We start from the raw sequence: 15224 nt of genomic DNA, 5'->3' as shown, positions 1-15224 counted from the left end.
AGGATAATCAGCAATTTCAATGGCTTAATCTAGCCCATTGGCTAGAGCGGAGGAACCAACCTTTGGGGCGAATCTTAGGGCAAGTCCATTTGCCAGAGAAGGGGATCTCTCACCCCTAGCCCGTCAGCTAACTCCGTCAGCCCTGAGGGAACATTTGGAAGCTTTTTAAAACGCTATCCGTAGTTCTCTTTCTGTGATGCTCCCCTGAGGATTTGATTCTTTCAGGGGACAATTTTTACGACCCTCACACCAGGAGACAATCGATGGAAACCTTGTCTGGAGTCACCGCTTCGGTGATTTTCTTCGGCGTGCTGGCCCTAATTGCCACGGAGAGACTGCATCTCACCATTGCGGCTTTTTTGGGTGCAATGCTGCTCATTTTTCTCCACGTGCTTACCCTGGATCAGGCTATTCACTACATTAGCCGTAGCCATGCCACCCTGGCCCTATTTTTCGGGGTAATGGTGATGGTGAGAGCCTTTGAACCGACCAAAATCTTCGACTATCTGGCCACTCAAATTGTAGTAATAGCCAAGGGAGAAGGGAAGCGGTTGCTGTTGGGAATTGTCGCCATTACAGCACCCATTTGTGCTGTATTACCTAATGCCACAACCGTCATGCTCTTAGCACCCTTGCTGCCAGCCATGGCCGATGAGATTAACGTCAACGTGGTGCCCTTGCTCATTCTCATGGTGTTTGTGGCCAACAGTGCCGGACTGCTTACCCTAGTGGGCGATCCGGCCACCTTTATTGTGGGTGATGCCATCAACATGAGCTTTGCGGACTATTTGGTAAAGCTTAGTTTAGGGGGCGTGATTGCCATTGGAGTAATCGTGGCCATGCTGCCAATTCTGTTTCCTAGCATTTGGAACAAGCGTCTAGATAACCTCAGCCAACTGCCCCACCCGGTCGTCAATCATCCCCGCATGTTGGCCCTAGGCAGCGTGATTGTTGCCCTTGTGCTCGTGATGTTTGTGATTGGAGATCGTCTGCCCGTACCCATTTCTCCCCCCGCCATTGCCCTCCTCGGCGCGGCGCTCTGTCTCCTGCTGACCCACCACAGCGGCATTGATACGGTTCAAAATATTCTGCGCGATATCGACTGGAGTACCCTGATCTTTTTTATGAGCATTTTTGTGCTCATTGGTGGACTGCAAGAAGCGGGGGTGATTAGTGCAGCATCGGGCTTGTTGGGCGTGGTGATTGGGAAAAATCTTGCCCTCGGTTCCCTAGTGCTGTTGTTTGTCACCGGGATTTTATCGAGCCTGATTCCCAACATTCCCCTGGTGGTGGCCATGGTGCCCCTGCTGAAGGAATACCTCGTCAACGTCAACCTAGCGGGGCCAGAAATTCTCGCCACCGATTTTGCAGGGCAGGTTCCCGTAGAAATTTTGCCGCTGTTTGTGGCCATGATGTTTGGGGCCACCCTAGGGGGAAATGGTACCCTCGTCGGAGCATCATCCAATATCGTCGCCGCTGGCATTGCCGAACAGCATGGGAAAGCCATTACCTTCCACGAATTTCTACGCTACGGTCTACCCGTCATGGCCGCACAATTGGTAGTGATTAGTCTTTTTGTGATCCTCCGGTTTCTGTGAAGCTGGGCATATGCGGGCCACAACCCCATGGATCTGTGCAAGGGAACCTAGTTGCTAGGGGAGAAACGTGGAAAACGGTAGTTACTGGGGAGTGACCCAGGGCAGAAAACGACAAGCTTAAGGTTTTCTTTCGCCGTCGCCTCTTCTTTTAGGCTGTGGCGACTTTCTATAATTAGCCTCAATGCTAGTGATTAGCATTTGTCATCGCCTAACCGCCCTTCATCCGCCGATTCCATGACCCTTTCCTCCAACATTTCCCAAACCCTCGTCGCCAACCTTGACCAAGACGGCACTCGCAAAACCCTGCGTCACCAGATTGTCGTCATTGGCGGCGGGGCAGCGGGGATTACCGTGACGGCCCAACTGCTGAATCGCAACCCTGGCCTGGATATTGCCATCATCGAACCCTCGGCGCAGCACCACTACCAACCGGGCTGGACGCTGGTGGGCGGGGGCGTGTTTCGCCTGGAGGACACCACCCGCGATGAAAAATCCCTCATTCCCAAGGGCAGCACTTGGATTCAGGATGCGGTGGTGACGCTCGACCCCGATAACAACACGGTGCTAACCCAAGATGGGGTGCAAATTCAGTACGATTATCTGGTGGTGTGCCCCGGCATTCAGATCGACTGGCACAAAGTTAAGGGACTGCCGGAAGCCCTGGGCAAAAACGGCGTCACCAGCAACTATCGCCGCGATCTCACTCTCTATACGCGCCAGTTGATTAAACAGGATTTCACAGGCGGAACGGCCATTTTTACCTATCCCAACACGCCGATTAAATGCGGTGGTGCGCCCCAAAAAATCATGTATATGGCCGACGATTCTTTCAAGGAACGCAGCGGCGTTGGCATCAATAGTCGGGTGCTGTTTTGCACCGCTGGGGCGTCCATGTTTGCGGTCAAAGCCTACTCGGATTCCTTGGATCAAGTGGTGGCACGGCGTGGCATTGAACCCCGCTTTCACCACAACCTGGTGGAAATTCGGGGTGAGGCGAAGGAAGCGGTGTTTGATGTCACTGAAAACAGCGAGACCCGCCAGGTCGTCATCCCCTATGACATGATCCACGTTGTACCGCCCATGAGCGCCCCAGACTTCATCAAACATAGCCCCCTGGCGGTGCCCAACAATCCGGGCGGCTGGGTGGATGTGAACAAAGACACCCTACGCCACAACCGCTATCCCAACGTTTTTTCCATCGGCGATGCCTCCTCGCTGCCCACCTCCAAAACCGCCGCCGCTGTTCGGGGAGAAGCACCGACCCTCGTGGCCAACCTACTCGCCGCCCTTCAGAATCAAGCCCCCCAAAGCACCTACAACGGCTACACCTGCTGCCCCCTGATCACGGGCTATAACAGCACCATCATGGCCGAGTTCGACTACAGTAACCGCCCCCTATCCAGCTTTTTGATGGATCCCACCAAGGAGCGCTGGAGCATGTGGCTGGTGAAAAAGTATATGCTGCCTCGCCTCTACTGGGAGCGGATGTTAAAAGGCAAACCCTTTGAAGGCGAACTGCTGAAGCCTTTACAGGGTGTGATCGGCTATCGGGCTAAGCCATGACAATAACACCCTCACCCCTGCCCCACTCCGTCAGGGATCTACTGTGTACACAGAAGTCTTTGACGGAGACGATACAGGGAATCGATCCAGCAATGCTCAGTATGGCTAGGCTGGCGAATAAAATACCGCTCAGGCTGAGCCTGTCGAAGCCTTTTAACCCTTCGACAGGCTCAGGGCGAACGGCCAATTTGCCAAAATGAGAATTGCTGAAATCGATCCCCCCTGGCCCCCCTTAAAAAGGGTGGAACCGGAGGCAAAGTCCCCCTTTGTAAGGGGAATTTAGGGGGATCTCCGAGGACTTGTAGCCTGAAAATAAGATGTGTATACAGAGTAGCCTTCAGGGAGAGAAGTCCTGAAAATTAAGTTTTCTACCAGACCTCCTCTCTTCCCCTGGGCCTGGGGAATCCTGTAGGTAGCCCTTTGCAACAGGCCAGCGGCGATGCTTTTGTCTACATCCCATCAGTTATTTATGGTTAGCGGCAAGGGAGGGGTGGGCAAAACCACGCTCTCCTGCGGTTTTGCGCGGCAGTTGGGGCAGCGGCGGCCCCAGGAGGCGATTTTGCTGCTGTCTACCGACCCGGCCCATTCCCTGGGGGATGTGCTGCAAGTGCCCGTGGACAACACCCCCACCGCCCTGGAGGATGTGCCCAATGTGCGGGTGCGGGCGCTGGATGCGGAATTGCTGCTGGCGGATTTTCGGACGCAGTATGGCGGCATTTTGGAACTGCTAGTGGAGCGGGGCAGCTTTGTGGCGGGGGAAGACCTCGGCCCCTTTTGGGAAATGGGCTGGCCGGGACTGGATGAACTGATGGCGCTGCTGGAAATTCAGCGGATCTTGCGCGACCACGAGGCCGACCGGGTGGTGGTAGATATGGCCCCCAGCGGCCACACCCTAACACTCTTTGCCCTGATGGATTTTTTAGATACGCTGCTGGCTTCCCTGGATCAATTCCAGGAAAAGCACCGCTACATGACCCAAACCCTCTCCGGCCAATACCAACCCGACGAGGCCGATGGCTTCATTGAGGACATGCGCCAAGACTTGAAGGCGGGCCGCAGCCTAATTCAAAACCCGGAACGCACCGCCTGCTGGGTGGTGGGCATCCCGGAACCGATGAGCTTTTTGGAAAGCCAGCGGTTTATCGAATCCCTAGATCGGTTGCAGATTCCCCTAGGGGGGCTGGCCATCAATCGAGTCATCCTCCAAGGTGGGCAGGTAAACCCCGTGCAAGCGGAGGTGTTGGATCAGTTTCGACCCTTGGCGGCGGGGCATCCGGTGTTGTGGGTACCGCTGCAATCGGGGGAACCCGTGGGTGGCGCGGCCTTGGATGCCATCTTTTCCCGTACCAGCCCCATCGCTGAGTTACCGGGCATCGCCCAGGCCAGCGGCGGCATTCCTTGGCCTGCCCCCATTCCCCCCGGCTTTGAGGACTTTTTGGCCGCAGGGCGACGGCTAATTGTGGTGGGCGGCAAGGGCGGCGTCGGCAAAACCACCGTGGCAGCTGCCATCGGCTGGGCCATGGCAGAACGTCATGGCGATCAGCACCTGCGCATGATTTCCATCGACCCCGCCCACTCCCTTGGCGATGCCTTTGGTCAACCCCTCGGCCACGAACCCGCCGCCCTCCGACCCAACCTCCAGGGGCAGGAAGTGAGCGCCGCCGTGATGCTCGACCAGTTCCGGGAAGATTACCTCTGGGAACTGGCAGATATCCTCGGCGGCGACGATGGCAAGATGGCCGGAATGCAGCTCGTCTACGGCCCGGAGGCTTGGCGGCAAATTGTCTCCCAAGCCCTCCCCGGCATTGACGAAATGCTGTCGCTGATTACGGTGATGGACTTGCTAGAACGCAACGAACAGCAGTTGATCGTCCTGGATACGGCCCCCACGGGCCACCTGCTGCGCTTTCTAGAAATGCCCACCGCCATGGGCGACTGGCTAGGCTGGATTTTCAAACTGTGGATTAAATACAAAGACGTGGTAGGCCGCGTGGAATTTATGGGTCGTCTGCGTACCCTGCGCCAGCGGGTTGTGGCTGCCCAAGCCAAACTCAAGGATCCCGCCCACACCGAGTTTGTCGGCGTGGTGCAAAACCAGTCCGCCATCCTCGCCGAGGCCCAACGCCTCAACCAAACCCTCTCTGATATGGGCATCGCCCAGCGCTACATCGTCCACAACCGCTACGAAAACGGTCAGGATTTGCCCCCCGATAGCTTCCCCCAACAAACCATCGTGCGTCTGCCCGCCCTGCCGCCCCTCAATAGCCCCTTTGAACAGGTGAAAGCCGCCGCCCACCTGTTGTTCCCAGGGGAGTAAGCATTCCAGAGGGATAACGAGGCCAATGTAGTCTACAGGAAGAAGCCATCCCGCTCGATTTCCTCAATCACTTGAAGGCCACGGGTATCGCCAATTTTGAGGATGGCGGTGCGGGCATCTTCGCGCACACCGAGGTCTTTGTCCTCGGCGAAGGTTTCGATTAAGGCGTCTACTGCCGTGTGATAGACCACGTTGGAGGGCAGTTCGCGGCAAAGCTGGCCGATGGCCCAGGCGCAGTTACTTCGCACGGCGGGCACCGCATCCCGGCGCATGGCCTCGATCAGGGGCGGAATGGCGGCAATCACCGATTCGTAGCTGACCTGGGCCATCTGGGCGAGGGCACTGGCTGCCCACAGGCGCACCGCCGAAATGTCGGTCTTGAGCGCGTTAATCAGCGGTTCCAGGGTACGGGCATCGTGGACATTCCCCAAGGCCCACACCAACCCCTTGCGCACATAGCCGTTCCAGTCTTGGCCAAGCTGGGCAATCAAGGGTTCTACAGCTTCGGCGGCGGGGTTGCGGCCCAGGGCATAGGCGGCACTCACCCGCACCAGGGGGCAGCGATCCGCCAGCAGGGCAATCAATTCCGCAACGGCCCTCGGTTCCTCCAGTTCGCAGAAGGCACGGGCAGCCAACATCCGCTGCTGAGGATCGGTGGCCTTCAGCAGGGGCAGCATCACCTCTGGGTCATACTGGGGAGTGTCGGAGTCCTCCACTGGCCCCAGGGCATCCAGGGGGTCGGCAAACTCCGAATCTGGGTTTAGAGTAGTGAGATCGTCATCATACATAGGGCTTACTTTATCGGTTTCCGTTCCCCTTTGATCCGTTACAGGCGGTTGTTGCAAACTTTCGTTAAGCAAGCGGGGCGGGTCATTGGGAGGTCATCCTGATCCGGCCTCGGAATGGCTGAATACACCCTCAGGCCCGCATCCTTGCAGAATCTCTAGCAATCCTCTCTAGCCACTCTTCTCTAGCAACATCTATGGCCAGTTTGCTGCAATCATCGGTGGGGCTTTTGCGGTCTCGGCTATCACGCCAAATTGTGGCTTGGGTCTTCCTCAGTTTGGTGGTCATCGAGGCGGTGATTTTTGTTCCCTCCCTCTTTCGACGACGGCAGGAGCAATTCAAAGCCCTAGAACAGGTCTCCCAGGAGGTGCTGTTTGCGGTGAAGGCGGGCATGATGGCCGACCAATCGCCCTTGGATGTACTAGAAGCCTTGCAGAGTAACCTGCGGCCCGATTCGGTGGTGCGGGGGGCTGCCCTCTACCGACCCGATGGCACCCTAGTCCGGGCCTTTGGCGATCCGCCCCACCTCGATCTGACCAACCTCGCCTCCACGGAGGTTCGCCGCCAAGTTCACCGCAACCCTGCCCGCTACGATGTGGTGTGGCCTAGCCAAAGCTTCAAAGATCAGTACCTCTTGGCCGTCCGCCACGATGCCAGCGGGGTAGGGCGCGAACTGCTGCGCTATGCCCTCTCCATTGCGGGGCTGGTGGTGATTATTGCCGCCTTTGTCACCCTGGCCACCATCCTTGTTTTAGAACGGCTGCTGATTAACCCGCTGCTGTATCTGCGCGATGACCTGCTGGCGGCGGGAGAAGCCGTCAGCCGCGATCAGCCCCCGACCTTTTACAGCCTGTCGATGGCACGCAAGGACGAACTGGGGGAAGTCACCCACGCCTTTGGCCAAATGTTTGACCGGGTGCGCCACGAAATTGCAGAACGCAAACAGGCCGAAGCCGCCCTGATGGAAGCCCAGGAAAAATCAGAACGGCTGCTGCGGAATATTCTCCCGGTTAGCATTGCCGACCAGCTTAAGCAGGAAACCGGAAAAGCCATCGCCTCCCGGTTTGAGGAAGCCACCATTCTCTTTGCCGACCTGGTAGACTTCACCGGACTGGCGGCGCAGTTTCCCCCCACGGAATTGGTCTGCCTACTCAACGACATCTTCTCCGCCTTCGACACCATTGCCGACCAGTGGGAACTCGAAAAAATTAAAACCATCGGCGACGCTTACATGGTGGTGGGTGGCCTGCCCATGCCCCAGCCCGACCACGCCCGCCGCGTCATGGCCATGGCCCTGGAAATGCAGCAGGTGATCAAAACCTTTCAGCGCCAAGATGGCCAACCCTTTTGCCTACGCATTGGCATTAACACTGGCCCCGTGGTGGCGGGGGTGATTGGCATCAAAAAGTTCAGCTACGACCTCTGGGGCGATGCGGTAAACGTCGCCAGCCGCCTAGAATCCCAGGGCGTGGTAGACCGCATTCAGGTCAGCGAAGCCACCTACCAACACCTCAAGGATCACTATGCCTTCGAGTCCAGAGGTACACTACACATCAAAGGTCGTGGCCCCATGACCACCTACCTCTACAGCGGCCCCAAGAACCGATAACCAACAACCAACAACCATGCCCCCCCTATCCCACCTCGCCGCTGCCCTGGCTGGCGAATTTGACAACAAGGCCCAATCCCTCGCGGAACCGATTTGGTATCTGCATTTGCGCGTGTGGAATCGGCCCCTGCGGCCCGATGTGTTTGGGGAAGGCTACGGCTTTTTTATTGAGCAAATTAGTGTGGCCTCTGGGGCACCGCCCTACCGTCAGCGGATTTTGCACCTCACCCAGCGGGGGGATGGTTTCTGGGGCCAATACTACGGCTTGGCCGATCCCCTAGCTTGGCGCGGGTGCAGTAGTGAACCCGAACGCCTGACAAATCTCACCCGTGCTGATTTGGTGGAGTTACCCACCTGCGGCCTAAGCATTGCTTGGGATGGCTATCAATACGTTGCCCGTATGCCTGCGGATAGCCTCTGTGCGATTTCCTACCAAGGCCAAACTAGCTACATTGCCCTGGGGTTTGACCTTGCCGTAGCGGGCGACACCGTGGGTTTGAAAGTCTATGACCACGGGGTAGACCCCAGCACCGGAAAAACCACCTGGGGGCCTGCCATGGGGCCGTTTTGTCTGCAACGGCAAGCGGGGTATGACCTGCCCTAGGCCCTTGGTTACGGCCATTCACTAGAAGATGGGAATGCCAAAGACTTGGCCTTTCACCAGCTCTTTGGCTGGAAGGTGGCGTTGTTGGCGAGTTCCATGGAATCACCGCACTGACGCATCACAAAGAGACCTTTCCGGTAGGCATAGCGATCCACCTCTTGCACAAACTCGATGGCAGCGACGGCCCCCAAAATGCGATAGTTCGCCCGTTCTGGAAAGGCGAGTTTGAACCGTTCCAGCTTGGTGCAAAAGGTATCTACGTCTTCCTGGGTGAGGCGCGACTTGACTTCAATGGCCACCGCCACATCACCATTCACCGCCAAAATATCAATTTCCATGGGCGCTTCTGGGCGGGTGGACTTGGCCCGACGATAGGTTTGCTGAATATCAATGCCCCGCTCTTGGAATAACCGCTGCACCGCTGGGGCCACCAGGTTTTCCACAAACAGCCCCCAGCGATCCCCCAACCGAGACACTTCCCGGCTGGTGTTGGCCACAATGCGCCGCAGTTCTTCCATGCTGCGATCCGCCTCAGCGGCCCGCTGATCGGCCTCAGCGGCCCGCCGATCAGCTTCGGCCTGGGAGACTTTGAATAACTCGTAAATATCTTGAATGGTGACGGGATCGGCCATGGCGAATACCTCAGCGGTTAGTCAAAACATTCCCATTATTCCTAAGCGTACTCCCCACCGTCTTCTTCAACTACATTGCCGCCAATGGTGACCGCCAAGACCATGGGCGGCTCCTGGGCGACAACGTCTTTGGCTTTGAGGACATCTTTGGCGGCGGCGACCGCGACTTTAACGACGTGATTGTCAAGGTCTCGGTGGGTTAACCCTCATAAATGGGGAGGCGGACAAGGAAGGTGGTGCCCCGGTCGGGCTGGCTGCTGACCACGATGGTACCGCCACAGAGCATCAGCAGTTGTTGGACGATGGACAGCCCCAGTCCGGCCCCATCGGTGGCGTTGCCCGCCAGGTTGCGCCCCCGATGGAAGTAGTCGAACACCTTCGGTAGATCGTTGGCGGCAATGCCAATCCCGGTGTCGCGAATCTCAATTTCCACCACATCATCGCCAGGGCGAGCCGTGACCCAGACTTCGCCGCCGCTGGGGGTGTATTTGATGCTGTTGTTGAGCAGGTGAATCATAATCTGCCGCAGCCACATATCGGGACAGGTCACCTTGGGCAGACTGCTAGGAATGGTATAGGCCAGCATCACGCCCTTTTCCTCTGCGAGGGGTTGGTAGGTGCTCACCACGGGGGGCACGGTTTCATCGAGGTGGACGGGGACGAGTTGGGTTTGGCTGGCGCTGGTTTCGATTTGCAGGAGGTTGAGCACACCGCTAATCAGGGCACTCTGGCGGTCGCACTCGTGGCTGATCATCTCCATGTAGCGCTGCCGCTGGGGGGGCTTCAGGTGGGGCGAATCGAGCAGGGTGAGGGCGGTTTTGATGGTGGTGAGGGGGGTGCGTAGCTCTTGGCCCACGGTGTTGAGAAATTCATCCTTCAGCCGCAGAGTATCGATCAGCACCTCGTTTTGGGAGGACAAGGTAGCCATATCCAACGCCTGCTGACGATAGGTGACCATAGATTGCCGCAGATGTTCTTGCAGACGCAGTTGCCACAGAAGCCACCGATCCACCATGGCCAAAAAGGCGGTACTTGATGCCTCCACCGGAGGACAATAGCGTTCCCAGTGCTGCACCACATCCATCAGCATCGGGTGAGGATTGGCTTGGGCACACTGGGCGACCATGGATCGCACCAACCCTTGCAGTTCCGCTACCAGGGTTGGGTGAATGGAGGTACACACCGACAGATAGATAGATCGTTGGGCCGAGGATGCCTCGTGGGCCAATACCTGGGGATGCCGTTCCACCGGACCCGCCTCTTCTTCGTGGTTGCCAGCGCCGTCTTCCCCTGGGGGCTTCGTGGGCAACCGCTGGAGCCGATGGGCCATGATCAGGGTGGCAAAGGCTTCGGCCTGAACCAGGACGAAGTAGTCTCCTCGCCAGCAGGGGCCGTCGGGTAGTTCCACTGTAAGGGTACCAGGGGCGTCTGGGGGAGTATCCCGATCCACCGTCATCCGATCCGCTGGTACCCGATCCTCGACGCCCGGTCGCACAAACTGAAAAATATGGTGATTCTGATCCAGGGTTTGGCCGTAGCGTTGCAGATCCTCTTGCCACACCGATCCCGTGGGCAACTTTACAAAGACATTCGCCTGCACTTGATAGGTTTCTAAAAACTCCGCCACAGACCGCAGGATCGTCTTCAGACCCTTGGCTTTAATTTGGATGCAATCTGGCATAGCGGCGCTGCTTTGTAGCAACTCTTGCAAGGAAGCCGGAGGTGGGGAAGACAACTGCATGATGATCCAACAACCGGGGGCGGCGATTGCGTTGGCCAACGCCAACTGAGGGGGAATACCTATTAGAGTAGGCTACTCCTCCCGGATAGGGCCGCAGAATCGCGATTGTATTCACAATTAGTCATGAGAAAGGATCTATGGGGTTAAACCCAGTAGCCTCCCTGGGGAAGCAGGGGGGCATACCAGCGGAGAGAAATGAGGATGGAACGACGCCACCTTGGTGGAGGATTCCCCATCCCGTCGAGGCGGACATGCCCTCGCCACCTGGGGTATGGTTAACCCCTTCGCCATGCCCCTAGCCCGACGGCAAGGCTGGCGAACCATGCCTCAAGCCCTCAGACCTTGGGCGAATCGGTCTCCTCGCCCGCTAACAACGGGAAGAAGCCGCCAGAATGAAGGGTTAACGGTTGGTCAGAACCACCCCCGCCATCACCAACAGCCCACCCACCAGCAGCGCCGGGGTCGGTGTTTCGTTCAGAACTATCGCAGCCAGTAGGATGGCAAAGACGGGTACCAGGTTGATAAACACCCCCGCCTGGGCTGGGCCAATCTGCCGCAGGCCTTCGTAGTACCAGCTAAACCCCACGGCGGATCCCAAAATCCCCAGGTAGAGAATACTGCCCCAGGCGGTTAGGCTGGCGGTGGGAATTACGGTGAGCAAGCCATCCCCTAGGGCTGGCCCCAACAGCAGCAGCGCCCCCACCCCACAGGCGTAGGTGGTGGCTGCAAAGGGGGAAAGTTCCCCCATCACCCGTTTGCCTAGCAGGGTATAGATCATCCAACTCACCACACAGCCGAGGATGAGCCATTCGCCCCGCCCCACCTGCCCCCGCAGTAAGGCCAAGGGGTTACCGCCGCTAATCACCACCCCCGCCCCCAGCAGCGAGAGGCCGATGCCCAGCCCTTGGCGCGGACGGAGGGGATCGTTCAAAAACAACGCGGCCCCTAGGGCAATCGCCACCGGATTTAGGGCAATAATCAACGCCGCCCGTCCCGCTTCCACGGTTTTTAAGCCCGAAAAAAAGAAGACATTGTAGGCCAAGATGCCCGTCAGCCCCAGCCCCATAATCACCCCCCACAGGTGCTTGGGGGGACGGGGTAGCTTCCCTTCTACCCCATAGGTCAGCACCACTAGGGCTAGGGTGGCCACTGCGAATCGGCAGAACGCCGCCGCAAAGGCTCCCATTTCCTGCACCACCAGCCGTCCAGCGATAAACGTGCCGCCCCACAGGGCCATGGTGATGATGAGTTTTAGATAAATCATGAACGCCTTAGTCCGTCATCAACCGTGCTTCCTCCACTCGCCCTCGCTGATCCAGGTTGAGCAGCAGCCATTCGTAGTCAATGCTGATGAAGCTGCGTTCTGGCCCCACCACAAACACAAGGTCATACTCCGTAAAGCCATGTTCCAGGGTTTCCGGCGTCCCCAGCAGGGCAATGACCTCCGCTGTGGTTTTTTGGAGGAGCAACTCCTGGGCCAGCAGGTTATCCACCATGCAGCTTCGCAGGTAAGGAGGTTCTAGGGCGAGGGTCGGATTCTTCCATACCGTCGGGTCAAATTGCCGATGGCCCCGACAGCGCCGCCACTCTTCCCAGCCGTCTTGGGCTATCACCACGGCCAGCAGCCCAAAGGGGGCGACCATTCCCAGGCTAATGACCATTGCCCCACCTATGAACAGGCGCTTCATCCATCGGGCACGGGGGGAAGGCATCATGGGGTGGAATCGAAGGATCCGGCGGGATTAAGAAAGGTGATAACGTCGGGAATGGCCCATCCACCACTGTAGGGATCTGGGGTAGCCCCATTTTATCGTCCTTGGATGCCATGATTACTGCGTCTTTGCCATTGCTCACCACTCGGCCCGAGCGGGGACAGGCGGATCTACCTGCTCTGGTGGCCTTTTACGAAGCTTGCGAACAGGCCGACCCCAACGACCACGCTCCTACCCTAGCGCAGCTTCAGCGTCGGCTCGATCATCCGCCCCCCGGTGGTCGGCAACATCGGCAGTATTGGGAAACAGCGGACGGGCAACGGGTAGGCGTGGTGACCTTGTGGATAGCCGATCCCAGAACCGACATTCCCCCAGATCCAGCCCCAGATCCAGATCCAGCCCCAGATCCAGACCCCAGCCACCAGGGGAATCCATCGCCAAAACCAGCGACCTACGCGCCCGTGGTGATTAGTCACTTGGGCATTATGGTGCATCCCAGCTATCGCCACCAGGGTTTGGAATCGTCTCTGCTGGACTGGGCCGAAACCTATGTGCAAACGACCCGTCCCGATCCCCTAATCCCCGTCCATGTGCGCGTGGTGGTGAACCAAGACCGCAGGGAGGAACAGGCCGTCTACGAGTCCCACGGCTTTCGCCAAACCCGGTGGTTCCAAGATCTCCAGCGCCCCCTCAGCTTACCCCTGGAGGCTCCGCAGATGCCGCCCGGTTTTGGGATGCAGCGGGCCGATTCCTTCCAGGCCGAAGACTGGGTGGCCCTGTTTAACGATACGTTTATCGACCACTGGCATTTTGTGCCCCTCACCCTAGCCCAATATCAGCATCGGCTACAAAGCCCCACCTATCAGCCCGACCTCGCTTGGGTGGCCGTGGCCGACGATGGCACCCTCGTGGGATTCTGCACGGCCCACATTTCCCAGGAAGACAATGCCCGCCACCAACGTCAGGAGGGCTGGATTACCCTTTTAGGCACCCGTCGGGGCTACCGTCGCCAAGGCTTGGGGCGGGCTATGCTGCTCTATGGTTTGCAACAGCTCCAGGCGGCTGGGCTAGATACCGCCCTGATCGGCGTAGATCGGGACAACCCTAACCATGCCAAAACCCTCTACGAATCTGTGGGGTTTGCGATTAAGGATGGGTGGTTGAACTACTCAAAGGTGTTGTGTTGACCTGATCCGAGGGCAGGTGGGGCACCGAGGGCAAGGCCGGGGCGTTAATCGGGCAGCTTGTATTGGCCGACGATTTTTTTGGCAAAGTCGGGAACGTGGGCCGCGAGTTTTTCGGGGTAGTTCCGTTTGACATAGAGATAGTTGCGGGTGAAGTGGGAATCGATGGAGAAGCGAGCGTATTCCAACCCCTTTGGGCCGATGCGCTCGATCACCATCCCCATCAATTTTGCCGCCCACATCGGTAGGGTCACGCCCTGGTCGTAGGCGGGGATGCTTTGCTGCACGGCCTGGTGACGGTCGCCCTGGGACATGACGGGTTGGGTATCGAGCTGATCCATCACCAAATCCAGCATTTCCTGCCCGGTTGGGTTACGCACCACAATCCACTGCCAGCCGAAGGGTGCGCCCATGTAGCCCACGACCAGGTCGGCCAAGCCGTTCACATAGTCGAAACAGCTCATACAGGAGGGGGCGAACACATCCTTAAGCTGGTTGGTTTTAAGGCCAAAGAAGGGCACGGTTTCGGTGGATCCGTCTTCGTGTTTGAAATGCACCCGAAAGTCTTGCATGAACTCGTAATGCACCACGGTATCGGGGGAGCGGCTGGTGGTTTCGAGGAATTTTTGCAGTCCGGCGCGGCTGACGTTGTCCACACAGGGGGTGCCGAGGACGTAGAGCTTTTCCAGGCCGAGTTTATCCTGCACGGCACGGAGGGCTTGGATTTGGCAACCCACCCCAATCACTAGCAGCCGCTTCATCCCGGACTGTTCCACCTGCTCTAGTACGGAGAGGTTGGGCGACAGGGTGGGCTTGTTGACGCGGGCGGCGAGGATTTCCTCTGGGGTGGTGGCGATCACGGGCTGGGGCTGGAAACGGTCTGCCTCGGTGTTTTGCACACAGACCACCCCTTCCACCTTGCCCTGGGTCAGCATTTCAATGGCAATGGAACTGACAATCCCCGTCCACTGCGCCCCTTCGATGGGCTGCTGCTTGCGGGCGGCCATCATGTCTTGGTGAACGCCGAAATAGACCTCGTTGTCCTGTTCCAGATCCCGCTGGCGACCATGGCTTTGGGTCTCTAGGGCCGGAAATTGCTGGTTGAGGAAGGCGCAGGCTTCCTTCACGTAGTGGATGTAGTAGGTGTCGCAAAAGCCGCATTCACTACAGAGTTCCTTGGCCGGACGAATGGCACCGGGGCGTAGGGCTTTGGCTTTACGGTGGGGCGGCTGGGCCGTGGTCATAGCAGGTGACAGCGGGGTAAGGATAGGTCTGTTCTTTACCATACCGCAAGGGTTTCCCCCCCACGGTGCCTTATTCTCTATTGTTGCGAAAGATTAAACTCTAGCCCCAGGCCAGCGCCAGCGCAGCACTTTATCCAGGGTTGCGAACTCCTAGGGAACGAGGATCGGTAGATCACAAACATGATCTTTTGCCCTGAGTCAGCCCTGGAAGAGGGGCTGGGGGTGTAGCTGGCT

Annotated in this window: 12 protein-coding genes and 1 riboswitch; of the genes, 6 read left to right on the top strand and 6 right to left on the bottom strand. The window is 58.0% G+C overall.

The features are described from left to right. The first annotated feature begins 11 nt into the window (after positions 1 to 11). Positions 12 to 156: riboswitch (cyclic di-AMP (ydaO/yuaA leader) on the top strand. A 107-nt stretch (positions 157 to 263) separates the two neighbouring features. The 3 genes from H6G62_RS03225 (at position 264) to H6G62_RS03215 (ending at position 5478) form a co-directional block, all read left to right on the top strand. Further along, positions 264 to 1598, top strand: coding sequence for an SLC13 family permease (locus H6G62_RS03225; RefSeq protein ID WP_190492674.1), 1335 nt, complete (start codon positions 264 to 266; stop codon positions 1596 to 1598). Positions 1599 to 1832: 234 nt separating this feature from the next. Beyond that, positions 1833 to 3161: an FAD/NAD(P)-binding oxidoreductase gene (locus tag H6G62_RS03220; protein ID WP_190492673.1), complete on the top strand. Its 1329-nt coding sequence runs from the start codon at positions 1833 to 1835 to the stop codon at positions 3159 to 3161. 439 nt (positions 3162 to 3600) lie between these two features. Then, complete coding sequence (locus tag H6G62_RS03215; RefSeq protein ID WP_242051803.1) at positions 3601 to 5478, top strand: ArsA family ATPase; 1878 nt, start codon at positions 3601 to 3603, stop codon at positions 5476 to 5478. A gap of 32 nt (positions 5479 to 5510) precedes the next feature. On the opposite strand, the gene H6G62_RS03210 is transcribed toward H6G62_RS03215, so the two are convergent. After that, positions 5511 to 6266 (bottom strand): HEAT repeat domain-containing protein, encoded by a 756-nt coding sequence (locus H6G62_RS03210; RefSeq protein WP_190492672.1) that lies wholly within the window; start codon positions 6264 to 6266, stop codon positions 5511 to 5513. A gap of 194 nt (positions 6267 to 6460) precedes the next feature. On the opposite strand from H6G62_RS03210, the gene H6G62_RS03205 reads away from it, so the two are divergent. Beyond that, positions 6461 to 7873: an adenylate/guanylate cyclase domain-containing protein gene (locus tag H6G62_RS03205; protein ID WP_190492671.1), complete on the top strand. Its 1413-nt coding sequence runs from the start codon at positions 6461 to 6463 to the stop codon at positions 7871 to 7873. 16 nt (positions 7874 to 7889) lie between these two features. After that, positions 7890 to 8477: a chromophore lyase CpcT/CpeT gene (locus H6G62_RS03200; protein WP_190492670.1), complete on the top strand. Its 588-nt coding sequence runs from the start codon at positions 7890 to 7892 to the stop codon at positions 8475 to 8477. Between the two features lie 53 nt (positions 8478 to 8530). Here the strand turns inward: H6G62_RS03200 and H6G62_RS03195 are convergent, their stop codons facing one another. From H6G62_RS03195 to H6G62_RS03175, 4 genes are all read right to left on the bottom strand, one after another. Further along, on the bottom strand, positions 8531 to 9109 hold the full coding sequence (locus H6G62_RS03195) for a DUF3782 domain-containing protein (protein WP_190492669.1): 579 nt from the start codon (positions 9107 to 9109) through the stop codon (positions 8531 to 8533). A 199-nt stretch (positions 9110 to 9308) separates the two neighbouring features. Further along, entirely contained in the window at positions 9309 to 10850 is a 1542-nt protein-coding gene (locus H6G62_RS03185; protein ID WP_190492668.1) for an ATP-binding protein, read from the bottom strand. 400 nt (positions 10851 to 11250) lie between these two features. Further along, a complete protein-coding gene (locus H6G62_RS03180; RefSeq protein WP_190492667.1) occupies positions 11251 to 12114 on the bottom strand; it encodes a DMT family transporter in 864 nt (287 codons plus the stop codon). Positions 12115 to 12121: 7 nt separating this feature from the next. Further along, positions 12122 to 12565: a hypothetical protein gene (locus H6G62_RS03175; RefSeq protein WP_190492666.1), complete on the bottom strand. Its 444-nt coding sequence runs from the start codon at positions 12563 to 12565 to the stop codon at positions 12122 to 12124. 110 nt (positions 12566 to 12675) lie between these two features. Between H6G62_RS03175 and H6G62_RS03170 the strand changes: the two genes are divergently transcribed. Further along, a complete protein-coding gene (locus H6G62_RS03170; RefSeq protein WP_190492665.1) occupies positions 12676 to 13749 on the top strand; it encodes a GNAT family N-acetyltransferase in 1074 nt (357 codons plus the stop codon). 44 nt (positions 13750 to 13793) lie between these two features. On the opposite strand, the gene H6G62_RS03165 is transcribed toward H6G62_RS03170, so the two are convergent. Further along, complete coding sequence (locus H6G62_RS03165; protein ID WP_190492730.1) at positions 13794 to 14990, bottom strand: Coenzyme F420 hydrogenase/dehydrogenase, beta subunit C-terminal domain; 1197 nt, start codon at positions 14988 to 14990, stop codon at positions 13794 to 13796. Positions 14991 to 15224 lie beyond the last annotated feature (234 nt).

Source organism: Phormidium sp. FACHB-1136 (assembly GCF_014697375.1).
In the GTDB taxonomy this organism is placed as follows: domain Bacteria; phylum Cyanobacteriota; class Cyanobacteriia; order Phormidesmidales; family Phormidesmidaceae; genus Nodosilinea.
This window is presented reverse-complemented; position numbering and strand designations above follow the sequence as displayed.